The organism is Pseudomonas sp. TWR1-1-4, assembly GCF_049897165.1.
Classification (GTDB): domain Bacteria; phylum Pseudomonadota; class Gammaproteobacteria; order Pseudomonadales; family Pseudomonadaceae; genus Aquipseudomonas; species Aquipseudomonas canadensis.
This window is the reverse complement of record NZ_JAFCVS010000005.1, coordinates 651,499-674,916: the sequence shown is the minus strand read 5'-3', so window position 1 is coordinate 674,916 and position 23,418 is coordinate 651,499. Positions and strand designations below refer to the sequence as shown.

At 61.0% G+C, this 23,418-nt stretch carries 22 protein-coding genes; 13 read left to right on the top strand and 9 right to left on the bottom strand.

The window, feature by feature from the left end; translation table 11 throughout:
• The first annotated feature begins 6 nt into the window (after positions 1-6).
• Together choX and ACP7C6_RS18870 are read left to right on the top strand one after the other, a co-directional pair.
• Positions 7-921: a choline ABC transporter substrate-binding protein gene (gene choX / locus ACP7C6_RS18875; RefSeq protein WP_028618608.1), complete on the top strand. Its 915-nt coding sequence runs from the start codon at positions 7-9 to the stop codon at positions 919-921.
• Positions 922-1,054: 133 nt separating this feature from the next.
• Positions 1,055-2,623 (top strand): SulP family inorganic anion transporter, encoded by a 1,569-nt coding sequence (locus ACP7C6_RS18870; protein WP_028618607.1) that lies wholly within the window; start codon positions 1,055-1,057, stop codon positions 2,621-2,623.
• Positions 2,624-2,742: 119 nt separating this feature from the next.
• Here the strand turns inward: ACP7C6_RS18870 and aroE are convergent, their stop codons facing one another.
• Both aroE and hemF read right to left on the bottom strand, forming a co-directional pair.
• Positions 2,743-3,561 (bottom strand): shikimate dehydrogenase, encoded by an 819-nt coding sequence (aroE, locus tag ACP7C6_RS18865; protein ID WP_122686976.1) that lies wholly within the window; start codon positions 3,559-3,561, stop codon positions 2,743-2,745.
• The gene (gene hemF, locus ACP7C6_RS18860) at positions 3,561-4,493 is read right to left on the bottom strand and encodes an oxygen-dependent coproporphyrinogen oxidase (protein WP_426109098.1); all 933 of its coding nucleotides are present in this window, start codon (positions 4,491-4,493) and stop codon (positions 3,561-3,563) included. The genes aroE and hemF overlap by 1 nt, the downstream gene beginning before the upstream one ends.
• A gap of 159 nt (positions 4,494-4,652) precedes the next feature.
• On the opposite strand from hemF, the gene ACP7C6_RS18855 reads away from it, so the two are divergent.
• On the top strand, positions 4,653-5,630 hold the full coding sequence (locus ACP7C6_RS18855; protein ID WP_068937320.1) for an NADPH:quinone reductase: 978 nt from the start codon (positions 4,653-4,655) through the stop codon (positions 5,628-5,630).
• 81 nt (positions 5,631-5,711) lie between these two features.
• Here ACP7C6_RS18855 and ACP7C6_RS18850 read toward each other — a convergent pair whose 3' ends face one another.
• From ACP7C6_RS18850 to ACP7C6_RS18840, 3 genes are all read right to left on the bottom strand, one after another.
• Positions 5,712-6,269 (bottom strand): L-threonylcarbamoyladenylate synthase, encoded by a 558-nt coding sequence (locus tag ACP7C6_RS18850; protein WP_003170728.1) that lies wholly within the window; start codon positions 6,267-6,269, stop codon positions 5,712-5,714.
• Between the two features lie 54 nt (positions 6,270-6,323).
• Positions 6,324-7,418 carry a DNA-processing protein DprA gene (dprA, locus tag ACP7C6_RS18845; RefSeq protein ID WP_068937319.1) on the bottom strand — a complete coding sequence of 365 codons (1,095 nt, stop codon included), beginning with the start codon at positions 7,416-7,418 and terminating at the stop codon, positions 6,324-6,326.
• A gap of 63 nt (positions 7,419-7,481) precedes the next feature.
• Entirely contained in the window at positions 7,482-8,258 is a 777-nt protein-coding gene (locus ACP7C6_RS18840) for a peptidoglycan-binding protein (RefSeq protein WP_122555062.1), read from the bottom strand.
• A gap of 135 nt (positions 8,259-8,393) precedes the next feature.
• Between ACP7C6_RS18840 and def the strand changes: the two genes are divergently transcribed.
• The 5 genes from def to ACP7C6_RS18815 all read left to right on the top strand — a co-directional run bounded on the left by def (position 8,394) and on the right by ACP7C6_RS18815 (position 12,972).
• A complete protein-coding gene (def, locus tag ACP7C6_RS18835) occupies positions 8,394-8,900 on the top strand; it encodes a peptide deformylase (protein WP_016978734.1) in 507 nt (168 codons plus the stop codon).
• A 67-nt stretch (positions 8,901-8,967) separates the two neighbouring features.
• Positions 8,968-9,918 carry a methionyl-tRNA formyltransferase gene (gene fmt, locus ACP7C6_RS18830; protein ID WP_028618601.1) on the top strand — a complete coding sequence of 317 codons (951 nt, stop codon included), beginning with the start codon at positions 8,968-8,970 and terminating at the stop codon, positions 9,916-9,918.
• Entirely contained in the window at positions 9,915-11,225 is a 1,311-nt protein-coding gene (gene rsmB, locus ACP7C6_RS18825) for a 16S rRNA (cytosine(967)-C(5))-methyltransferase RsmB (RefSeq protein WP_426109097.1), read from the top strand. Before fmt ends, rsmB begins: the two co-directional genes overlap by 4 nt.
• A gap of 22 nt (positions 11,226-11,247) precedes the next feature.
• Positions 11,248-12,621, top strand: coding sequence for a Trk system potassium transporter TrkA (gene trkA / locus ACP7C6_RS18820; protein ID WP_028618599.1), 1,374 nt, complete (start codon positions 11,248-11,250; stop codon positions 12,619-12,621).
• Between the two features lie 42 nt (positions 12,622-12,663).
• Positions 12,664-12,972 (top strand): tetratricopeptide repeat protein, encoded by a 309-nt coding sequence (locus ACP7C6_RS18815; RefSeq protein ID WP_426109096.1) that lies wholly within the window; start codon positions 12,664-12,666, stop codon positions 12,970-12,972.
• 72 nt (positions 12,973-13,044) lie between these two features.
• Here ACP7C6_RS18815 and ACP7C6_RS18810 read toward each other — a convergent pair whose 3' ends face one another.
• Both ACP7C6_RS18810 and ACP7C6_RS18805 read right to left on the bottom strand, forming a co-directional pair.
• Positions 13,045-13,932 (bottom strand): lysophospholipid acyltransferase, encoded by an 888-nt coding sequence (locus ACP7C6_RS18810; RefSeq protein WP_028618597.1) that lies wholly within the window; start codon positions 13,930-13,932, stop codon positions 13,045-13,047.
• Between the two features lie 40 nt (positions 13,933-13,972).
• The gene (locus ACP7C6_RS18805; protein WP_068937315.1) at positions 13,973-14,530 is read right to left on the bottom strand and encodes a DNA-3-methyladenine glycosylase I; all 558 of its coding nucleotides are present in this window, start codon (positions 14,528-14,530) and stop codon (positions 13,973-13,975) included.
• A gap of 81 nt (positions 14,531-14,611) precedes the next feature.
• On the opposite strand from ACP7C6_RS18805, the gene glyQ reads away from it, so the two are divergent.
• The 4 genes from glyQ to ACP7C6_RS18785 all read left to right on the top strand — a co-directional run bounded on the left by glyQ (position 14,612) and on the right by ACP7C6_RS18785 (position 19,008).
• Entirely contained in the window at positions 14,612-15,565 is a 954-nt protein-coding gene (glyQ, locus tag ACP7C6_RS18800) for a glycine--tRNA ligase subunit alpha (RefSeq protein WP_003187265.1), read from the top strand.
• Positions 15,562-17,616: a glycine--tRNA ligase subunit beta gene (glyS, locus tag ACP7C6_RS18795; RefSeq protein WP_068937314.1), complete on the top strand. Its 2,055-nt coding sequence runs from the start codon at positions 15,562-15,564 to the stop codon at positions 17,614-17,616. Before glyQ ends, glyS begins: the two co-directional genes overlap by 4 nt.
• Positions 17,617-17,618: 2 nt before the next feature.
• Positions 17,619-18,155 (top strand): D-glycero-beta-D-manno-heptose 1,7-bisphosphate 7-phosphatase, encoded by a 537-nt coding sequence (gene gmhB / locus ACP7C6_RS18790; protein ID WP_426109095.1) that lies wholly within the window; start codon positions 17,619-17,621, stop codon positions 18,153-18,155.
• Positions 18,156-18,237: 82 nt separating this feature from the next.
• Positions 18,238-19,008 carry a lysophospholipid acyltransferase family protein gene (locus ACP7C6_RS18785; protein ID WP_426109094.1) on the top strand — a complete coding sequence of 257 codons (771 nt, stop codon included), beginning with the start codon at positions 18,238-18,240 and terminating at the stop codon, positions 19,006-19,008.
• 181 nt (positions 19,009-19,189) lie between these two features.
• Here ACP7C6_RS18785 and ACP7C6_RS18780 read toward each other — a convergent pair whose 3' ends face one another.
• Both ACP7C6_RS18780 and ACP7C6_RS18775 read right to left on the bottom strand, forming a co-directional pair.
• Positions 19,190-21,469, bottom strand: coding sequence for a CHASE2 and HATPase_c domain-containing protein (locus ACP7C6_RS18780; protein ID WP_236317359.1), 2,280 nt, complete (start codon positions 21,467-21,469; stop codon positions 19,190-19,192).
• A 3-nt stretch (positions 21,470-21,472) separates the two neighbouring features.
• Positions 21,473-22,390, bottom strand: a complete 918-nt coding sequence (locus ACP7C6_RS18775) for a FecR family protein (protein WP_353632009.1) — start codon at positions 22,388-22,390, stop codon at positions 21,473-21,475.
• Between the two features lie 246 nt (positions 22,391-22,636).
• Between ACP7C6_RS18775 and ACP7C6_RS18770 the strand changes: the two genes are divergently transcribed.
• Positions 22,637-23,359: a response regulator transcription factor gene (locus tag ACP7C6_RS18770; RefSeq protein WP_028618590.1), complete on the top strand. Its 723-nt coding sequence runs from the start codon at positions 22,637-22,639 to the stop codon at positions 23,357-23,359.
• Positions 23,360-23,418: the final 59 nt, after the last annotated feature.

Here is a 23,418-nt window from a genome sequence, read left to right as displayed (position 1 = left end):
AAGGCCATGCAAAAATTAACTGTGATGCTGGGGCTCCTGGCGCTGGGAAGCGCCAATGTTTACGCAGACGCCAGTTGTGAAACGGTAAAGATGGCCGATCCGGGCTGGAGCGATATTGCGGCCACCAATGCCATCACCGGTTTCCTCCTGACGGGCATGGGCTATAAACCCAAGGTCGACACCCTGGCGGTGCCGATTACGTTTGGCGGGCTCAAGGACGGCCAGGTGGATGTGTTCCTAGGCAACTGGATGCCGGCGCAGCAGGGCTTCTATGACAAGTTCGTGGCCAATGGCGACGTGGTGCAACTGGCGAAGAACCTAGACGGCACTGAGTTCACCCTCGCCGTGCCCGACTATGTGTGGGACGCCGGGGTGCATGACTTTGCCGACCTGAACAAATTTGCCGACAAGTTCGACAAGAAGATCTACGGCATCGGCTCCGGCGCGCCGGCGAATATTTCGTTGCAGGAGATCATCAAGAAAAACGACTTCGCGCTCGGCCAGTGGAAGTTGGTGGAGTCCAGCGAACAAGCGATGCTCGCCGAAGTGTCGCGCGCCGTTAAAAAGCAGAAGTTCGTGACCTTCCTCGGCTGGACCCCGCACCCGATGAACGTGCAGTTGAAAATGCACTACCTCAAAGGCGGCGAGAAATATTTTGGTGACACCGGCAGCGTGTATACCTTGACCCGCAAGGGCTACGCACAGGCCTGCCCGAACGTAGGAAAACTGCTGACCAACCTGAGTTTTACCCAGGAGATGGAGAACAGCATCATGGCCGAGGTGGCCAACAACAAGGTCAGCAATGCCGAAGCGGCGAAGGCGTGGATCAAGGCCAACCCGGCGGTATTGGATAAGTGGCTGGATGGCGTGAAGACCGTAGATGGCAAGGATGCGCTGGCGGCCGTAAAAGCCAAACTCTGAATGCAACATCACCCCCTGTAGGAGCCGGCTCTCCGGCGAAGCACTCGAAAACGCCGCGTTTTTTCAGACAACCCGCGTTATCGTTAGCCACCTTCGCTGGCAAGCCAGCTCCTACAGTATTTCGAGCAGCCCGATGCCCCGGCCCAACCGCCATACACTTTTCCCCTTCCTCGCCTGGCTCCCGCGCCAGACCCGCGCCAGCGTTGGCCGGGATGCGATGGTGGGCCTCAGTGGCGCGGTTCTCGCCTTGCCACAGTCAATTGCCTACGCGCTGATCGCCGGTCTCCCACCCGAATACGGCCTATACGCCGCGATCATCCCAGTGCTGATCGCCTGCCTCTGGGGTTCGTCCTGGCACCTGATCTGCGGCCCCACGGCGGCGATTTCCATTGTGCTCTACGCCAGCGTCAGCCCGCTGGCCGTGCCGGGCTCACAGGACTACATCACCCTGATACTGTTGCTCACCTTCCTCGCCGGGGTTTTCCAGTGGCTACTGGGCATGCTGCGTTTTGGCGCGCTGGTGAATTTTGTCTCCCATTCGGTGGTGCTCGGTTTCACCCTGGGTGCCGCCGTGGTGATTGCGCTCGGGCAACTGCCCAATCTGCTGGGGCTGGATTTGCCGAGCCAAGCCACGGCGATCAATAGCCTGCTGGCACTGATCCACCATAGCGGCGAATGGGATCATGCCTCACTCACTCTCGGGCTCGGTACCTTGCTGGTTGGCGCACTGCTCAAGTACCTCGTACCGCGCTGGCCGACCCTGTTGATCGCCCTGGCGCTGGGCAGCCTGGTGGCGTGGCTGTGGCCGGCGATGTTCGGGCATGTGGCGCTGGTCAGTTCGTTTATCGGTAAACTGCCGCCGTTCAGCCCGTTGCCCATGGACTTGGACGTGATCCTGCGCCTGCTGCCGAGCGCCGTGGCGGTGGGCATGCTGGGGTTGGTGACCAGCCTGTCGATTGCCCGCTCGCTGTCGGCGCGTTCGCAGCAATTGCTCGACGCCAATCAGGAAGTGCGTGCGCAGGGCTTATCCAACATCGTTGGCGGATTTTTCTCCGGGTATTTGTCAGCCGGTTCGTTCACACGCTCTGGTCTCAGCTACGAGGCGGGCGCCTGTTCGCCGTTGGCGGGCGTGTTTTCCGCATTATGGGTGGCACTGTTTGCGCTGTTTGGCGCGGCATTGATCGCCCATATTCCGATCCCGAGCATGGCAGCGAGCATCTTGCTGATCAGTTGGGGGCTGGTGGACCGTCGCGGTATTCGCGCTTTATTCCGCGTCAGTCGTGCCGAGTTCGTGGTGATGAGCCTGACCTGCGTCGCCACCTTGCTGCTGGAGCTGCAAACAGCGATTTACGCCGGGGTGCTGGCGTCGCTGTTTTTCTACCTCAAGCGCACGTCGCAGCCACGGGTTCAGCAATGGCGCGATGGTGATGAGGATGTGCTGCGAGTGGGCGGTTCGATCTTTTTCGGCGCCAGCCACTACCTGCAAGTGCGCCTGCAAAGCCTGCAGGGCGAACGGGTGGTGATCGAGGCGCAGCAGATCAACTTTATCGACTATTCGGGGGTGGAGATGCTGCACCAGGAGGCGCGGCGCTTGCGCGGGTTGGGGCGCAGCTTGACGTTGCGTCGGGCGCGGGCACAGGTCGTTGAAGAACTTAAGAAGCTGGAGGGGGCCGACAAGTGCCCCCTCCATTTCGAAGACTGAACCCACCCCTGTAGGAGCCCGGCTTGCCGGCGATAGCGCCCGCGAGGTCAGCACACGTCTTGAGGGCCAATCGCCGGCAAGCCGGCTCCTACAATGACCGTGCCCGTGCCAGATCGATGTCAGGCCAACTGGCGGCGCAGCTCGGCCAACACCGGCGCTGACTCCGGGCGCACACCGCGCCACAGGAAGAACGCTTCCGCCGCCTGTTCCACCAACATGCCCAGGCCATCCATCGCCACGGCTGCGCCTTGTTCGTTGGCCCAGCGGCAGAACGCGGTCGGCTCCTTGGCGTACATCATGTCGTAGCAAAACGTCTTGCCTGGTTCGATCAGGCTGCCGGCAATCGGCGGTACATCGCCTGACAGGCTGGCGGAAGTGGCGTTGATGATGACGTCCACCGGCTCGCGAAGCCAGTCGAAACCACTGGCGGACACCGGGCCAAGATCATCGAACAACTCGGCGAGTAGTTCGGCCTTTTCCACGGTTCGGTTGGCGATGATCAGCGAAGCGGGCTGTTCGGCCAGCAACGGTTCCAATGCGCCGCGCACCGCGCCTCCGGCGCCCAACAACAGGATGCGTTTGCCTTGCAGGCTCAACCCGGCGTTGACCGTGAGGTCGCGCACCAGGCCGGCGCCGTCGGTGTTGTCACCCAATAGGCTGCCGTCGGCCAGCTTGCTCAGTGTGTTCACCGCGCCCGCGCGTTGGGCGCGTTCGGTCAAGGTGTTGGCCAAACGGTATGCCTCTTCCTTGAACGGCACGGTGACGTTCGCACCACGGCCTTGTTGGAAAAACTCACGGGCACAGCCGGTGAAATCTTCCAAGGGCGCCAGCAAGGTGCTGTAGTCCAGTTGCTCGCCGGTCTGCTCGGCGAACATGCGATGGATCAGCGGCGACTTGCTGTGGCCGATGGGGTTGCCGAACACGACATAGCGGTCCATCAGACAGCCGCCTTGGGCGCGGCCAGGCCCAGCCAGTCACGGTCTTGCAGGAAGTAGTCGGTGAGACGCGCTTCTTCGCTGCCGGCCTCGGCTTTCCAGTCGTAGCTCCAGCGCACTTGCGGCGGCAACGACATCAGGATCGACTCGGTGCGCCCGCCCGATTGCAGGCCGAACAGGGTGCCACGGTCGTAGACCAGGTTGAATTCAACGTAGCGGCCGCGACGGAATTCCTGGAATTTGCGCTGCTGCTCGGTGTAGGCGGTGGCCTTGCGGCGCTGCACGATCGGCAAGTAGGCGTCGATGTAGGCGTCACCGATGGCGCGGATGAAGGCGAAGCAGGTGTCAAAGTCCCATTCGTTCAGATCATCGAAGAACAGGCCACCGATGCCGCGCGGTTCGTTGCGGTGCTTGATGTGGAAGTAGGTGTCGCACCAGGCTTTGTAGCGCGAATACACGTCTGGACCGAACGGTGCACAGGCCTGCTCGGCCACGCGGTGCCAGTGGATGCAGTCTTCGTCGTTGCCATAGTAAGGCGTGAGGTCGAAACCACCGCCGAACCACCACACCGGCTCTTCGCCTTCTTTTTCAGCGATGAAAAAGCGCACGTTGGCGTGGGAAGTCGGTACGTGTGGGTTGTGCGGGTGGATCACCAGCGACACCCCCAAGGCCTCAAAGCCACGGCCGGCCAGCTCAGGCCGATGCGCGCTGGCGGACGGTGGCAGACCGCTGCCAAACACGTGGGAAAAGTTGACGCCGCCTTTTTCGATCACCGAACCGTTTTCGATCACGCGGGTGCGACCGCCGCCGCCCGCAGGCCGGGTCCACGCGTCTTCGATAAAGCGAGTGTCCGTCTCAAAGGTTTCCAGGGCGCTGCAAATGCGGTCTTGCAGGTCAAGCAGGTAGGCCTTTACAGCCTCGGTGCGGGTAGTCATGGCATCACCTTGAATCGGGCAAAGCTACGCGAGGCCATTGGGCGTCGGCGGCAAATGGGCGCACAGGATACCACTGCACCCGGTTGCGCCGCAGTTGACGAAGATCAAGCTTAGGAGTGGGATAGGGGGCTATGCGAATTCGACCCAAGGAGAAGGCAGATGGCAAAACGTATCCAGTTCAGCGCCCATGGCGGCCCCGAAGTGCTTGAGTATGTGGACTACACGCCGGCAGATCCCGGCCCGCAGCAGGTTCGCGTACGTAATGAGGCGATCGGCCTCAACTTCATCGACACCTATTTCCGCAGCGGCCTGTATGCGCCGCCCGCGTTGCCATCGGGGTTGGGCGCAGAAGGCGCCGGGGTGGTCGACGCGGTCGGCAGTGAAGTCACTCAATTCAAAGTCGGTGACCGCGTGGCCTACGGCAGCGGCCCGCTGGGCGCCTACAGCCAACTGCATGTGTTGCCCGCCGCCAACCTGGTACATCTGCCGGACGACATCAGCTTCGAACAAGCCGCCGGCGCCATGCTCAAGGGCCTGACCGTGCAGTACCTACTGCGCCAGACCTATGAATTGAAAGGCGGTGAGACCATCCTGTTCCACGCTGCGGCCGGCGGCGTAGGCTCCCTGGCCTGCCAATGGGCCAAGGCGCTGGGCGTTAAGTTGATCGGCACGGTCAGCTCGCCGGAAAAAGCCGCCCTGGCCAAATCCCTCGGCGCCTGGGAAACCATTGACTACAGCAAAGAAAACGTCGCACAGCGCGTGCTGGAATTGACCGACGGCAAAAAAGTGCCAGTGGTGTACGACGGCGTCGGCAAGGACACCTGGCTGACCTCGCTGGACAGCGTAGCGCCACGTGGGCTGGTGGTGAGTTTTGGCAATGCGTCAGGCGCGGTGGACGGGGTGAACCTGGGGATCCTGTCGGCCAAGGGCTCGCTGTACGTCACCCGGCCAACCCTGGCGACCTACGCCAACAACCCGCAAAACCTGCAGGCGATGGCGGATGACCTGTTCTCGATGATCAAGAGCGGCAAGGTGCGCATTGATATCAACCAGCGGTATGCGCTGGCGGAGGCGGCGAAAGCGCAGACGGAGTTATCGGGACGGCGGACGACAGGGTCGACCATTCTGTTGCCGTAAGGCTTCAGGGTGCTATCGCCGGCAAGCCGGCTCCTACAGAAAGCACACAATCCCTGTAGGAGCCGGCTTGCCGGCGAGGTCTCAAGAAGGCCGCACCACCTCACCCGTCACCAGATCGCGAATCAGGCTCGGGTTCTTGCGCCCACCCAGGGCGCCACCCAATACCAGGTCCACTTGGCCACGGAAGTATTGCTCCACGCGAATCCGCGTGCGCGCCGCCGGGCGACCCTGTGGGTTGGCCGAAGTAGAAATCAACGGCCCTACCAGCGAGCACAAATCCCTCACCAGCGGATGGTCAGTCACCCGCAGCGCTACGGTGTCGTGCACACCCGTCACCCACTCCGGCAACAGGTCCTGATGGGGCACCAGCCAGGTGTTCGGCCCTGGCCAGGTGCTGGCCATGCGGTCGATCCAGTCCTGCGGGAAATCTTCGAACAGAAAGTCGAACTGACGGATGTTGTCCGCCACCAGGATCAGGCCCTTGTCCACCGAACGGTTCTTGATGGCGAGCAAACGGTCCACTGCTTCTTCGTTCCACGGGTCGCAGCCCAAGCCCCAAACCGCTTCGGTTGGATAGGCAATCACCGCGCCTGCGCGAATTTCTCGTGCGGTTTCCAGCACACGCCACCGGTTGACCATTGTTCACTCTCCAGACTAAAGCTCTGCGCAGTTTACCGATCTTCTTTACAAAACCTAGCAGCGCGCAAGCCAGCGCCCGCTTTCGCAGATGACCTGACCTTCGAGCTCAAGCTCCGTAAGGGTTGCCAGCACCTGGGACAACGATCGCCCACTGGCAATCGCCAGGGCTTCGCTGGTGTGGGGCGCCGCGTGCAGCAACGCCACCAGCGGATGCACAACCGGCATCGGCGCTGGGCGGGACAATGCCTGCCAGCCACGTAAACCTTCCAGGATGTGCTCGATCGTCTCCACTAGAACCGCGCCGTCACGGATCAACTGGTGGCATCCCTTTGCACCGGGATGGTGGATGGAACCCGGGATCGCATACACCTCGCGCCCTTGCTCCGCCGCCAGCTTCGCCGTGATCAGCGAACCGCTGGCCATGCTGGCTTCCACCACCAACACACCCAGGGACAGGCCACTGATGATCCGGTTGCGGCGGGGAAAATTGCCCGCCTGGGGCGGTGCGTCCAGAGGAAACTCGGAAACCACGGCGCTGCCTTGGTCAATCATCGCCGCCGCCAGCCGTCGGTGGCGCTGTGGATAAAAATTTTCCAGCCCGGTGCCAAGCACACCGATTGTCTGGCCACCCACGTCCAATGCCGCCTGATGGGCTGCACCGTCAATGCCTAATGCAAGGCCACTGGTGATGACAAAACCGGCGCTCGCCAGACTGCGTGAAAACGCTGCCGCCGTGTCCATGCCGGGACGCGATGCACGACGACTACCCACCATCGCGAGTTGCGGTTTTTCCAGGATCGCAGGGTCACCGGCGACGAATAGCAACGGTGGCGCGTCATCGATCTGGGCAAGCAGTGCGGGGTAGTCAGGCTGGTCCCACATCAGCAAATGCTGGGCCGGGCGGGCCAGCCAGGCCAATGCCGCGCTGGCGCCGTCGCGGATTTCATGACTGCGCCGGGCATCAGCGCTGATGGCCGGCAACCCCAGCGAACGCCAGGCACTGGCAGGTGCGCTGATGGCTTTTGAGGCAGAGCCGAAGGCCTCGATCAATAAGCGAAAACGTTTCTGACCCAGTTCCGGCAGCCTGTGCAAGCGTAGTCGAGCTTCCAGTTCTGACGGGGATATTTCGTGGTTGTTTGTCGGATACATCTGATCATCCTTGACCGTAACAAGCTGTGGATAACTCTGTTGGTAACTTATTTAGCAGGCTATTTATTGCGTTTGATGAGCAGTCTCGAAACGGTCCATCACTGCCAGGGGTCGTGAGGCATTGAGAACCAAGCCGTAACTGAGTTTTTCGTAAGTGCGAAACACCAGCAGGGTGCCCGCGCGTTCGTCGGGCAGTTTGGTCGGTGCGCCGGTCAGGCTGTCGCGAACCTTGGCGCCGGTCTTGATCACGCTGAGCAGTTGGCCTTCAACCAGGCCGTCACGACGACCCTTGTTCAGGGTCACGGCATCCAGCACGCCGATCTGGGTCACGCCCTTGGGGATATCGATGATCTGCCCTTCGATAAAGGGCGTGGTTGGCAAGACCGCAAAGGCTGCCGGATCGGCCGGAGGTTGTGCACGCAACAGACGGTCACCGGGTCGCACCTCCTGGGTAATACGTTGGACGGCCAGGGTGGTGAGGTCGCCAGCCGTTACAAAACGGGCGGTGCCAATGTCGTCGGCGTTGATCCCCAGCAGCTCTCGGGTCTGCGGGTCGGTGTAGACCTTGCCGCCTCGGAATATGCCGTAAAGGGGTTGGGAAGGGTCCAGGTTGCCCCTGGCATGCACCCGCTCGCCATTGGCGCCGAGCACGCGGCCAGCCTCGGCAGCGACGATATACGGCGCGTTGTCCAGGTCCTGGGGTGTATCAAGGATGCGGTTATGCAGCAGGAATCGCTGGATAGCCTGTTGCGTCGGTTGTTCCAGGCGCTGGATGGGCTGGGGCAGCAGGGCCATGGAAAACGGGGACCACAGCAGCAAGACGAGTAGCGATTTCCTCATGGGGTGAATCTCCTTTATTATGTGCGTTCGCGTGAAATGCCCTGGCCTTCGCGGCTTTTAAGGGTTTCACACCGGTCGTGTGGGTCCATCCCAACGCCGATTTGCCTCTACCTCACATGTGCAGCAATTACGCTTATGGCTATTTTGAACATCCTCGAATTCCCCGACTCGCGCCTGCGCACGATCGCCAAACCGGTGGCCGTAGTGGACGACAAGGTTCGTCAGTTGGTCGATGACATGTTTGAAACAATGTATGAAGCCCCGGGCATCGGCCTCGCCGCGACCCAGGTCAACGTGCATCAGCGCGTCGTGGTCATGGACCTGTCGGAAGATCGCAGCGAACCGATGGTATACATCAACCCGGAGTTCGAACCGCTGACCGACGAGATGGGCGAATACCAGGAAGGCTGCCTCTCCGTGCCGGAGTTCTACGAGAACGTCGAACGCCCGCTGCGCGTGAAGATCAAGGCCCTGGACCGCGACGGCAAGCCATTTGAGCTGATTGCCGAAGGCCTGCTGGCGGTGTGCATCCAGCACGAATGCGACCACCTCAACGGCAAGCTGTTTGTCGATTACCTGTCCACGCTCAAGCGCGACCGGATCAAGAAGAAGCTGGAAAAAAAGCATCGCCAGCAAGCTTGATGCCCCTTCCAAAGGCTTGCTGCGGCAAGCCTTTTTCTTTTGTGACTGCTTTTAACCGAGACCTCCCATGACCGAGCCACTGCGCATTGTTTTTGCCGGCACGCCTGAATTTGCCGCCGAACACCTCAAGGCCCTGCTTGCCAGCCCTTATGACATCGTCGCGGTGTACACCCAGCCGGATCGCCCGGCCGGTCGTGGACAAAAACTGATGCCGAGCCCGGTCAAGCAGCTGGCGCTGGCGCACAACATTCCCGTGCTGCAACCGCCGACCCTGCGCAACGCCGAGGCCCAGGCCGAACTGGCCGCGCTGAAGCCGGACCTGCTGGTGGTGGTGGCCTACGGCTTGATCCTGCCGCAAGTGGTGCTGGATATCCCACGCCTGGGCTGCATCAACAGCCATGCCTCGCTGCTGCCACGCTGGCGCGGTGCGGCGCCAATCCAGCGCGCCGTAGAAGCCGGTGACAGTGAAAGTGGTGTGACCGTGATGCGCATGGAAGCCGGCCTGGACACCGGCCCCATGCTGCTCAAGGTCACCACCCCGATCACCGGCGAAGACACCGGAGGCAGCCTGCACGACCGCCTTGCCGAGCTGGGCCCACCTGCTGTGATCCAGGCCATCGCCGGCCTGGCCGCCGGCACCCTGGAAGGCGAAGTGCAGGACGACAACCTCGCCACCTACGCCCACAAACTCAACAAAGACGAAGCGCGCATCGACTGGAGCCGCCCGGCCGTGGAGCTGGAGCGCCTGGTGCGAGCCTTCAACCCATGGCCGATCTGCCACAGCACCCTCAACGGCGAAGCCTTGAAAGTGTTGGCCGCCACCCTGGCCGAGGGCAAAGGCGCTCCCGGTGAGATCATCGGCGCCAGCAAGGACGGCCTGTTGGTCGCTTGCGGCGATAAGGCGCTGTGCCTGACCCGTCTGCAATTGCCCGGGGGCAAGGCGCTTAATTTCAGCGATTTGTTCAACAGCCGTCGTGAGAAATTTGCCGTGGGCACCGTCCTTGGGGCTGCCCAATGAACCCACGTCTGGCCGCCGCCAAGGCTCTCGCCGCCGTCCTCCAAGGCAAGGCTTCGCTGAACAGTTCGTTGCCCACCCAACTGGACAAGGTCGAAGACCGTGATCGCGGGTTCACCCAGGATTTGGCCTTTGGCACGGCGCGCTGGCAGCCACGCTTGTCGGCGCTGGCAACCAAATTACTGCAAAAGCCGTTCAAGGCGGCCGATGCGGATGTCGAGGCGCTGCTGCTGGTGGGCCTCTATCAACTGCTCTACACCCGCGTGCCCGCCCACGCCGCTATCGGCGAAACGGTCGGTTGCGCCGACAAGCTGAAAAAACCCTGGGCCAAGGCCCTGCTCAACGCCGTGCTGCGCCGCGCCCAGCGCGAAAGCGAGGCGCTGCTGGCCGAGCTGGAACATGACCCGGTGGTGCGCACCGCCCATCCGCGCTGGCTGCAAAAGTCCCTGAAGGCGTTCTGGCCTGAGCAGTGGGAAGCCATTTGCGCGGCGAACAATGCGCACCCACCGATGATCCTGCGGGTCAACCGTCGTCATCACAGCCGTGACGCCTACCTGCAATTGCTCAACGAGGCCGGCATCAACGCCACGCCATGCGTGTACAGCGTCGACGGCATCGTGCTCGAAGCCGCCACTGACGTGCGCAGCCTGCCGGGCTTTGCCGAGGGCTGGATCAGCGTGCAGGACGAAGCCGCGCAACTGGCCGCCGACCTGCTCGACCTGGCGCCGGCCCAGCGCGTGCTCGACGCCTGCTGCGCGCCAGGCGGTAAGACGTGTCACATCCTGGAAGTTGAAAAAGACCTGGCCGGTGTCGTCGCTGTCGACCTGGAGGCCAAGCGTCTGGTGCGCGTGCGCGAGAACCTGGCGCGCCTGGGCCTCAGCGCCGAGCTGATCGCTGCCGACGGCCGTGACACCGCCACCTGGTGGGACGGCAAGCCGTTCCAACGCATCCTGCTCGATGCACCGTGTTCCGCCACCGGCGTGATCCGCCGCCACCCGGACATCAAGCTCACCCGCCAACCCGACGACATCGCCGCCCTGGCCGTGCTGCAAGGTGAGCTGCTCGACGCGATGTGGCCGACCCTGGAAGTCGGCGGCATCCTGCTCTACGCCACCTGTTCCACCTTGCCGACGGAAAACACCGAGGTGATCGAAGCCTTCCTCGCCCGCACCAGCGGCGCCCGGGAGCTGGACCTTGCCACCACGGCCGGCATCAAGCAGCCCCATGGCCGCCAGTTGCTCGCGCAAGAGGGCGGACACGATGGCTTCTACTACGCCAAACTGATCAAGATCGCCGCCGCGCGCGGCTGAATGGTTTTAAGGGAGTGACCGGATGAAAATCATCATCCTTGGGGCAGGGCAGGTCGGCGGTACGCTGGCCGAACATTTGGCCAGTGAAGCCAACGACATCACCGTGGTCGACACTGATGCCGAGCGCCTGCGCAACCTCGGCGACCGCCTGGACATCCGCACGGTGCAGGGCCGCGCGTCGTTTCCAACCGTGCTGCGCCAGGCCGGCGCCGACGATGCCGACATGCTCGTCGCCGTGACCAACAGCGACGAAACCAACATGGTCGCCTGCCAGGTCGCCCACACCCTGTTCCACACCCCGACCAAGATCGCCCGTGTGCGCGAGGCGGCCTACCTGACCCGCGCAGGTCTGTTCGACAACGACGCGATTCCCGTCGACGTGCTGATCAGCCCGGAACAAGTGGTCACCCATTACATCAAGCGCCTGATCGAAATTCCGGGCGCCTTGCAGGTGATCGACTTTGCCGGCGGCAAGGCGCAACTGGTCGCGGTAAAGGCCTATTACGGCGGCCCGCTGGTGGGCCAGCAACTGCGTCAGTTGCGTGAGCACATGCCCAGTGTGGAAACCCGCGTCGCCGCGATTTTCCGGCGCGACCGCCCGATACTGCCCCAGGGCGATACCGTGATCGAGGCCGACGACGAAGTGTTTTTCATCGCCGCCAAAGCGAATATTCGTGCAGTCATGAGCGAAATGCGCCGCCTCGATGAAACCTATAAGCGCATCGTCATCGCGGGCGGTGGGCAGATCGGCGAGCGTTTGGCCGAAGCCATCGAAAGCCGCTATCAGGTGAAGATCATCGAGATGAGCCCGGCACGTTGCCGGCATTTGTCCGACACCCTCGACAGCACCGTCGTACTGCAAGGCAGTGCCTCGGACCGCGACCTGCTGATGGAAGAGAACATCGCCGACGCAGATATCTTCCTGGCCCTGACCAACGATGACGAAGCCAATATCATGTCGTCGTTGCTGGCCAAGCGGCTGGGCGCGAAAAAAGTGATGACCATCATCAACAACCCCGCCTACGTGGACCTGATCCAGGGCGGCGATATCGACATCGCCATTAGCCCGCAGTTGGCGACCATCGGCACCTTGCTGGCCCACGTGCGCCGTGGCGATATCGTCAGCGTGCACTCCCTGCGCCGGGGCGCGGCGGAAGCCATTGAGGCGATTGCCCACGGCGACTCGAAGTCGAGCAAAGTGATCGGCAAGGCCATCCGCGATATCGGCTTGCCGCCGGGCACCACCATTGGCGCGATTATTCGTGATGAAGAGGTGATCATTGCCCACGACGATACGGTGATCGAAACCGGGGACCATGTGATTCTGTTTCTGGTGGATAAAAAACATATCCGCGATGTGGAGAAGCTGTTCCACGTGGGGTTGAGTTTTTTCTGATGACGCTATCGCCGGCAAGCCGGCTCCTACAGGATCCTTTGTATGCTTGAATCCCTGGAAAAAATGCTGGCCAAGGGTGTGGATAACTCCCTGCTGCGCTTTGGTTTGGGCAAGGGTTATTTGGACCTGAAGGACAACGCCAAGGCGGCGGAGCATTTGCAGAAATGCGTGGAGTTCGACCCCAAGTATTCGGCGGCGTGGAAGTTGTTGGGTAAGGCGCAGTTGGGCTTGGAAGAGCGTGCGGCGGCGCGGCTGGCGTGGGAGAAGGGCATCGAAGCGGCCCAGGCCCATGGCGACAAACAGGCCGAAAAAGAGATGACGGTGTTCCTGAAAAAACTCGACCGCGTGTAAACGCGTGCTTTTGTAGTGAGCGGGCTTGCCCCGCGCGAGGCAAGCTCGCTCACTACAAATGTCAGGCCGGTATCAGTACCACCGCGCCTCGCCCGGCGGGCGTTTCTTGAAGCGCTTCATGCTCCACATGTACTGGCTCGGGTACGCGCCGACATACCGCTCCACCACCTTGCTCATCGCAGCGCAGGACGTGGCGGTGTCGGTGCTGTACATGTCTTCCGGCGCCGCCTCCAGGATCACTTTGTAACCCGAACCGTCCGGCAGCCGCAGCGCATGCAGGAACACACCTACCGCCTTGTGGCCGGCGAGCATGTTCGGCACGAACTTGCTGGTCAGCGCCTGGGTGGCGAAGAATGGCACGAAGATCCCGGCGGATTCGGCCGGCTCCGGGTCGGCGGGGATACCTACCTGGCCGCCTTTGCGCACTTCCTTGATCACACTGAGAATGCCTTCCTTGGTCGACGCGGCCACGCGGTTGCCCAGTTGCACGCGCTGCTTGCGCAGCAATTCGTCCACCGCCTTGAGTTTGGGTGGGCGGTAGAAAATGATCGGTTTGCATTGGCTGCAATAGAAGTGGTTCAGCACTTCCCAGTTGCCCAGGTGGCTGGTGATGCCGACCACGCCTTTGCCCGAGGCGAGGGCTTCGTGCAGCACTTCCAGGCCTTCGACTTCACGCACCAGGTCAATGGAGCGCTGGGCCGGCCAGATCCAGGCGCAGGCGCTTTCGGTCAGGGACTTGCCGATGTCCATCAGGCTGCGCCCGACCAGCGCTTCGCGCTCGGCTGGGTTCATGTCCGGGAAGCATTTGGACAGGTTGATCCGCACCGTGTCGCGGGAGCGGTTGGGGGTTTTCCACATGATCCAGCCAATGGCCGTGCCGACGGCCTGGACAGCGCGCCAGGGCAGTAGGGCAAACAGCCGGAGAGCGCCTACCAGCAAGGCGCCTTTAAACTTTTCCACAGGTCACTCCTGATCGTGTGTGGTGCGCAAAGCCGGCATTCTAACCGGCGTTGGCCAAGTCCGCGTAACGGTCGCAGTCTTGAGTGTGGTCCATGACCATGCCCGAGGCCTGCATGAACGCGTAGCAAATGGTTGGCCCGACGAAAGTGAAACCGGCTTTCTTCAAGGCTTTGCTCATGGCTTCAGCCTGCGGTGTAATCGCCGGCACTTCGCTGCGATCCTTGAAATGATTGACCCTGGGGGTGCCGCCAACAAAGGACCAGAGCAACCCCACCGGGTCCTCCAACGCCAGCCAGGCAGCGGCATTGCGACGGGTGGCGTTGAGCTTCAGGCGATTGCGCACAATGCCCGGATCCTGCATCAGCGCTTCGATCTCATCATCGGTCAACCGCGCCAATCGCTGCGCGTCAAAACCAAACAAGACCTTTCGATAATGCTCGCGTTTGCGTAAAACGGTGATCCAGGAAAGGCCCGCCTGGAACCCTTCGAGCAAAAGCAACTCGAACAAACCCTGCGCATCGCGCAGCGGCGTTCCCCACTCCTGATCGTGATAAGCCATGTACAGCGGATCTTCAGAACACCAAAAGCAGCGTGGCATAAGGCTCCAGGGGATGGTGGCGCGGCCGAATCGGGTATACTCCCGCTCTTTAAATCGCAGCCCAAGTAACAGGTGAATTTCGTGAGCCAGCCTACGCCAGCCGTGCGTACCTTCCAAGACTTGATCCTCGCCCTCCAGCAATACTGGGCCGAGCAAGGTTGTGTGGTACTTCAGCCCTACGATATGGAAGTAGGCGCCGGCACTTTCCACACCGCTACATTCCTGCGGGCCATTGGCCCGGAAACCTGGAACGCCGCTTATGTGCAGCCCAGTCGTCGCCCGACTGACGGCCGCTACGGCGAAAACCCGAACCGTCTGCAGCACTACTACCAGTTCCAGGTGGTACTGAAGCCGAACCCGGATAACTTCCAGGAACTGTACCTGGGCTCGCTGAAACATGTCGGCCTGGACCCACTGGTCCACGACATCCGTTTTGTCGAAGACAACTGGGAATCGCCGACCCTGGGCGCCTGGGGCCTGGGCTGGGAAGTCTGGCTCAATGGCATGGAAGTGACGCAGTTCACTTACTTCCAGCAAGCGGGCGGCATCGAGTGCTACCCGGTGACCGGCGAAATCACCTACGGTCTCGAGCGCCTGGCCATGTACCTGCAAGGCGTGGACTCGGTCTACGATCTGGTGTGGGCTGATGGCCCGTTTGGCAAAGTGACCTACGGCGACGTGTTCCACCAGAACGAGGTGGAGCAGTCCACCTACAACTTCGAACACGCCAACGTCGACAAACTGTTCGAACTGTTCGACTTCTATGAAAGCGAAGCCAAGCGCCTGATCGAACTCGACCAGCCGCTGCCGTTGCCAAGCTATGAAATGGTGTTGAAGGCCTCCCATACCTTCAACCTGCTGGATGCCCGCCGTGCCATCTCGGTCACCGCGCGCCAGCAATACATCCTGCGTGTACGCACCCTGGCGCGTTCCGTCGCCCAAGCCTACCTGCTGGCTCGCGCCAAGCTGGGCTTCCCGATGGCAACCCCGGACCTGCGTGATGAAGTGTTGGCTAAGCTGGAGGCTGCACAATGAGTGCTCAAGATTTCCTGGTTGAACTGGGCACAGAAGAGCTGCCACCCAAGGCACTGAACACCCTGGCAGACGCGTTCCTGGCCGGTATCGAAAAAGGCCTGCAGACCGCTGGCCTTAAATTCGCCGCGAAAAAAGTCTACGCCGCGCCACGTCGCCTGGCCGTGTTGCTGACCGCGCTGGAAACCCAGCAGCCGGACCGCAGCATCAACCTCGACGGCCCGCCACGCCAGGCGGCTTTCGATGCTGAAGGCAACCCGACTCAAGCTGCACTGGGTTTTGCCAAGAAGTGTGGCGTCGAGCTGAGCGAAATCGACCAGAGCGGTCCGAAACTGCGTTTCAGCCAAGTCATCACCGGCAAGCCGACTGCCAGCCTGTTGCCGACCATCGTTGAAGACTCGTTGAATGATTTGCCGATCCCCAAGCGCATGCGCTGGGGTGCACGTAAAGAAGAGTTCGTACGTCCGACCCAATGGCTGGTGATGCTGCTCGGTGACCAGGTCATCGATTGCACCCTTCTCGCCCAGAAGTCCGGTCGTGATTCCCGTGGTCACCGCTTCCATCACCCGCAAGCTGTACGCATCACCTCGCCGGCCAACTACGCCGCCGACCTGCGTGCCGCCTACGTGCTGGCCGACGCCAACGAGCGTCGCGAGCTGATCAGCAAGCGCACCGAAGAGCTGGCTCGTCTGCAAGAAGGCACCGCCATCGTGCCGCCAAGCCTGCTCGACGAAGTAACCGCGCTGGTCGAATGGCCGGTGCCGCTGGTGTGCTCGTTCGAAGAACGTTTCCTCGACGTGCCGCAAGAAGCGCTGATCACCACCATGCAGGACAACCAGAAGTATTTCTGCCTGCTGGATGTGGATGGCAAGTTGCTGCCGCGCTTTATCACCGTGGCCAACATCGAAAGCAAGGACCCGCAGCAGATCATCGCCGGTAACGAGAAAGTCGTTCGCCCGCGCCTGACTGACGCCGAGTTCTTCTTCAAGCAAGACAAGAAGCAAAAGCTCGAAGACTTCAACCTGCGCCTGCAAAACGTGGTGTTCCAGGAAAAACTCGGCAGCGTCTACGACAAGGCCGTACGAGTCTCCAAGCTGGCCGCTTACATTGCGCCACGCATTGGCGGCGATTCCGCCTGGGCTGCGCGTGCAGGCTTGCTGTCCAAGTGCGACCTGGCCACCGAGATGGTCGGCGAGTTCCCGGAGATGCAAGGTGTTGCCGGCTACTACTACGCACTCAACGACGGCGAGCCGCAAGATGTCGCCCTGGCCCTGAACGAGCAGTACATGCCACGCGGTGCCGGCGCTGAACTGCCGACCACCCTGACCGGTGCAGCCGTGGCGATCGCCGACAAGCTGGACACCCTTGTGGGTATCTTCGGTATCGGCATGTTGCCAACCGGCAGCAAAGACCCGTATGCCCTGCGCCGTGCGGCCCTGGGCGTGCTGCGCATCCTGATCGACAAGAAGCTCGACCTCGACCTGACCCAGGCCGTGGTGTTCGCCGTCGGCCAGTTCGGCGCCAAGGTCAAGCAAGCCGGCCTGGCCGAGCAAGTGCTGGAGTTCGTGTTCGACCGCCTGCGTGCGCGCTACGAAGACGAAGGCGTGGACGTGTCGGTGTACCTGTCGGTACGTGCCCTGCAGCCGGGTTCGGCGCTGGACTTCGACCAGCGCGTACAAGCCGTGCAGGCCTTCCGCAAACTGCCGGAAGCCGATGCCCTGGCCGCCGTGAACAAGCGTGTGTCGAACCTGCTGAGCAAGGCCGAAGGCCTGGGCAACGCAGAAGTCGACCCTGGCCTGTTTGCCGATGCCAAGGAGTTCTCGCTGAACTCGGCCATCGCCAAGGCGGAGAACGCGGTGAAACCGTTGATCGCAGAGCGCAACTACGCCGAAGCCCTGGCGCGCCTGGCCACCTTGCGTGAGCCGGTGGATGCGTTCTTCGAAGCCGTGATGATCAATGCCGACGATGCCGGCGTGCGGAAAAACCGCTACGCCATGCTGGCGCGCCTGCGTGGCTTGTTCGTCAATATCGCTGACATTTCGACGCTGAGCTGACCATGTTGAAACTGCTGATTCTCGATCGGGACGGGGTGATCAATTATGACTCCGACGCTTACATCAAGTCGGTGGCGGAGTGGATTCCACTGCCCGGCTCGATCGAGGCCATCGCGCAGTTGAGCAAAGCCGGCTGGACGGTGGCCATCGCCACCAACCAGTCTGGCATCGCCCGTAGTTACTACGACATCGCCACCCTGGACGCCATGCACGCACGCCTGCGCGCGTTGGTGGCCGAGCAGGGCGGTGAGGTGGGGCTGGTGGTGTACTGCCCCCACGGGCCGGATGAGGGCTGCGATTGCCGCAAACCCAAGCCTGGCATGTTGAAAACCATTGCAGAACATTACAAGGTGCCCTTGGCTGGGATATGGTTCGTCGGGGACAGCCTCGGTGACCTGGAGGCGGCCAAAGCCGTCGACTCTCAGCCAGTTTTGGTTAAGACCGGAAAAGGCGAAAAGACCCAGGCGAATAACCTGCCGGTAGGCACCTTGATTTTTGACGATCTGGCGGCCGTTGCCGCAGAACTTATCAACAACTAGCCACCCTCGACTTCCTGAACAAGGATTGCTCGGGAGTGCGCTTTTAGCAGGCGGGCCGTGTCCCGCAACGGTAAATGCCGCCATGTCGATTTTGCAGGCCATCAGAACCTTTTTCTTTTACCTGCTGCTGGGCACCAGTTCGTTTCTCTGGTGCACCCTGAGCTTTTTTATTGCGCCCTTCCTGCCGTTCAAGGCGCGCTATCGCTTTATCAACGTCTATTGGTGCCGCTGCGCGTTGTGGCTGTCCAAGGTGTTTCTGAACATCCGTTTCGAGGTCAAGGGCGCGGAAAACGTCCCGGACCAGCCCTGCGTGATTCTGTCGAACCACCAGAGCACCTGGGAGACGTTCTTCCTGTCGGCATACTTCTCGCCGTTGAGCCAAGTGCTCAAGCGTGAGTTGCTGTATGTGCCGTTCTTCGGCTGGGCCATGGCCATGCTGCGTCCGATCGCCATCGACCGTGATAACCCCAAGGCCGCGCTCAAGCACGTGGCCAAGAAGGGTGACGAGCTGCTCAAGGATGGTGTTTGGGTGCTGATCTTCCCCGAAGGCACACGTGTGCCCTACGGCACGGTAGGCAAGTTCTCACGCGGAGGTACGGCTTTGGCGGTCAATGCCCATCTGCCGGTACTGCCGATTGCGCATAACGCCGGCAAGTTCTGGCCAAAGACCGGCTGGGCTAAACGCCAAGGCACCATCACCGTGGTGATCGGTGAACCGATGTACGCCGAAGGTGAAGGACCCCGCGCCATCGCCGCGCTGAATGACCGCGCCCAAGCGTGGAATGAAGCCCAGCAACGGGCCATGGGATCGCTGCCGCCGGTGCCGGTTGTAGTCGACACGCCGGTCATCTGATCATCTGTGGATAACCTGTGTACGGTTTGTTGGCGAATCGTCTTTTTTGTCTTTTAAGAGGCTGATTTACTTACATATTTCCCAAGCTCATAAAATCACGGAAAAGGTGCATAAGTTTTTTCCGCCTAAAAAAACCGGTCCTTGCGACCGGTTTTTTATGCACAGCAGAAAAGTACGTTTTTCAGTCTTCCAACAGCGGCAGTTGAAGGCTGAATGTGGTGCCTTTGCCCACCACGCTTTCGCAACTGATGCGCCCGCCGTGACGCTCCACCACAGCCTTGACCATGGTCAGTCCCAGGCCCAGGCCTTCACTGCCCTGGGCTGAATCGAAGCGACGGTATTGGCTGAACAGTTCCGGCAAGTCCACCGCGGCAATCCCCGGGCCCTGGTCGCTGATACGGCATTCCAACCAGCCTTGCTCGCTACTGTGCCCCAACCTCACGGTCGTCCCGGAAGGCGAATACTTGATCGCGTTCTCCAGCACGTTGAACAAAGCCCGTGTGAGCAGTGATTGGTCGGCAGAGACCATACCTTCATCCGCTTCATCCAAATCATGGACCAAATGAATCCCTTTAAGCTGGGCAATCAACGCCACCTGGTCAAAAGCATCCATGACCAACATGGCGAACAGGGTCGGTTGGAATTGGTAACCGTCAGCCTCGGCTTTCGCCAGTTGCACGAAGGATTCGGTGAGGCCCAAGGCACGGCGAACCTGCTGTTCGATCTGGGCGAAGACCGGGGACTCGCCGTTATGCACATCCAGCAGCGCAAGGATCGCTGAATGGGGCGCGCGCAGGTCGTGAGAGAGGAACCGCAACATGGTCTCGCGGTGTTGCTGGGCTTCGCGCTCCTTACTCAAATCCGTCAGGCTCAGCAGCCAACCAAGGGCGACATCGCCTTCAGCCGGCAGCAAGGGCGCAAGCTCCATGCGCAGGCTGCGTTGGTGGATGTCCCGAAACTCCACAAGTTCCAGCGCCGACAGGGCAGGGCGCACGCCATTGTGCAGCGGCGGGTAGCCCAGGTCGGCGAGTTGCTCCAACAGGTTTTCGTTGACCAGATCGTTGCCGAACACGTCCCGGGCAATGCGGTTGGCCAGCAGGATATTGCCCTTGGGGTCGGTAATCAGGGTTGCCACCGGCAGGCACTCCAGGCCATCGGCCATGAAGCGCCGTGTGTCGCGTGTGCGGCTCACGGCTTGTTCCAGGGCAAAGATCCGCGCCTGCAACACATCGCCTTTGCTGGCGGGCGCACGGCGGCGTTCAGGCAGGACTTTGGGTTCGTTGTCCAGCCGCGCCAGTTCCCAGCCGAAATAGGCGAGGATCACACTGAGGCGGCGCCAGTTCCAGATCAGGTAACTGAGCAACAAACCGATCAGACAGGCCGCAGGCGACCACCAGTGGCCCAGGCGCAATAGAGCCAGGGAACTGACTAATGCGACGGCCATGCAACCCAGCGTCATCCACAGCGCATAGCGCGGGCGATAGAGCAGCAGACCCAATAGCAATGCGACCAACGAGGTCGCCATCAAGGCCGCGAGCCAGCCTGGCAGATCAACGATGCTGCGGCCTTGAAGCAAGCCATTCAGCACGTTGGCCTGGATCTCTACGCCTGCCGTAGTCCCCACCGTCGAAGACAGAGGTGTGACGAAACGATCGCCCAACCCGGAGGCTGTCGACCCCACCAAGATCAAACGGCCACGTAGTTGCTCGGGAGCGACTTCACCGCGCAGTACGCTGGCGTAAGACACACTGGGAAAATGGGTATGAGGTGCAATAAACGGGATGCGGATAGCGTGTTCCCGGTGCCAGTGCTGAGTAATCGATTGCAGAGGCTCGCCCGGCATTTCAGACAACTCGCCACTCATCTCATAGGCCAACCAGGCCAACTGCGGTGCCGTGGCATCAGGCGGGCCTTCACGCAGGTAGAGGCTGCGGACCACGCCGTCGGTGTCTGCTTCAACATTGATATGGCCCACACCTTTGGCGCATTTAAGCAGGGGCATCATCTGCGTGTCCGGTTGGCTGTAGTTCGCAGGACCTTCACGCACCAGGGGTAGCAAGACATTGCCAGCGTTGCAGACCGACTCGGCCAGGCGTTTGTCATGGGTGGGGTCACCGGGCTCACTGAAGATCACATCGAACAGAATGCCTGCCGGTTGCGCGGCGCTCAGACGGTCGATCAGGTCGGCGTGCAGGCTGCGTGGCCAAGGCCATCGTCCGAGCTTTTTAAGGCTGGAATCATCGATCGTAACCAGCAGGATACGTGGATCGACGGGTAGCGGTGCGAGGCGACGCAGGCTGTCGTATAAAGGATTGTTCAAAGCCAGGCCTGGGCTCAGCGACAGGTAGGCGGTGATAGGCAGCAGCAGCAAGCCTATCCACAACCATTCGCGCACCAGACCGTGGAACAGTCGCTGGGCATGGGTGGGTTGTCGTTTTTCGGCCTTGCCCCAGAGCATCATTGGTCAACGTACCTGGGCAGTCGGCGGGTAGTAGAAGATGTCATAGACCCCGGTTTCTCCCTCCAGGCCGTTTTCGTCGTAAGCCGACAAGCGCACGTGATAGAACGAGGCTTTGAGCCCAGTGAAGCTCATTTTCGGCGCGCTGGAAAAGTTTTCCTGCTTGATGTTCATAAAGGCTTTGTCGGTGGCGACCTGGGCACGGTAGCGCTGGGCGCCGGGCAATGGCCGAAGGTACAAGCTCCAGACCGGCGCGTCGCCTTTTTGGCCGTCTTGGCCCATGAGCTTAGGGGCGGGAAGCAGCTCCACGGGATTGAGGTCGCCCTGTTTCTTGAAGAGCAGACCTTGGCGGGCGTCAACTTTGATCTCGCCTGTCCGTTCTCGGTTGGCGGCTACCTGACCGTCCAACACTTCCAACAGCGATCGCTCAGCGTCATTGCGCACTCGAAAGTGCGTGCCCCGTACGCCCAGCACACCTACCGGCGTCACGATCTGGAAGCGATCATGATCGCTGGCGCGCTTGATCACATACGCCTCGGCCTGGCCTTGTTCGAGCACCACCTGGGGAATCGACAGTTTCTTCTCCACGCGCAACCGCACCTGGGAGTCAGAGGGCAACACTACGCGGGATCCATCACCGAGCAACAGGCTGACGAACGCCGAAGCCGAGGTCTTCACACCTTCCCGTTCATCAATGGTCATGCCTTCCAGCAAGGGAGTTACCTTGCCCTGGATGTCGAGTTTCCAGGCCTCACCGGTGAGATGCTGGACCACGGCAGGCAGGGGCTGGGCTCGGCACAGGAAGTCATCGTCGATGTAAGTTGCACGAACCTTTGTAGCAGCGCCCGCCGAGCCAATCACCATGATCAACAGAGAGGGAAGGGCACGGCGCAAGCAATTGGAAGTAACAAACATGGCGCTCATAAAGTCAGGTTTCCAGAGGGCATCAGCGCACAGGAGTTTACGGCAGCACATGCGTCGGCTGATCCTTTTCCTTAGGGTCAGGAGCCGGTATCTTTCCCTCATTGGTATCGAGGACTTTCAATGGGTCAACCGCTCATTGATCCCAGCGTATAGAGAGATCCGAGGGGTCGATGAATCTGCGCACAATTCTTCAGATTCAAAAACCGGCCGACGGCTGCCGCACTCTTCAAATGAAAGGACCCACCCATGCGTGTCGCAATACTGGATGACGAACCCGCCGAACTGCGCCGGGTGGAACAGACACTGCGACAAATCCCCAGTACCGCAGAACAGCCTTGGTCCCTGCATTGCTTTGAACGTGGCGAAGACCTGCTCCGCCAACTGCGCCGGGAAACCTTCGACCTGCTGATACTCGACTGGCAATTGCCGGATATCACCGGGATCGCGTTGCTGCGCTGGACCCGCGAACACATGGAGTCGCCGCCCGCCGTCATCATGCTCACCAGCCGTGATGCCGAGAGCGACATCGTCACTGCGCTCAACAGTGGCGCCGATGATTACGTCAGCAAACCTTTCCGTCCTAATGAATTGAAAGCACGGGTCACGGCGGTTCTGCGTCGGCATGGACTGCAAAAGTCTGCCACCCACGAGGTGCAAAGTTTCAATGACTTGACCTTTGATGATGCTGAATTGACCGTGACCCGCGCGGGCAAACCGATCAACCTCACGGAGCGTGAGTACCGTTTGGCTAGCTGCCTGTTTGCCAACCTGGCACGCCCCCTTTCTCGCGAGTACCTCTACGAGCGGTTCTGGACCCATGAAGAAATGGTGTCCTCGCGGCCGCTGGATACGCATATCTATCGGCTAAGAAACAAGCTCGGGCTGACCGCGGATCGGGGTTGGCAATTGCTGACCATCTATGGGTATGGCTACCGCCTGGAGAGTGTCGCAGCCGCGTCCCAAGCCTGATCCGTTGATGTTCCACGTGGAGCATTTCAAAACCAGTGATTTTTACCCAATAAAAAAGG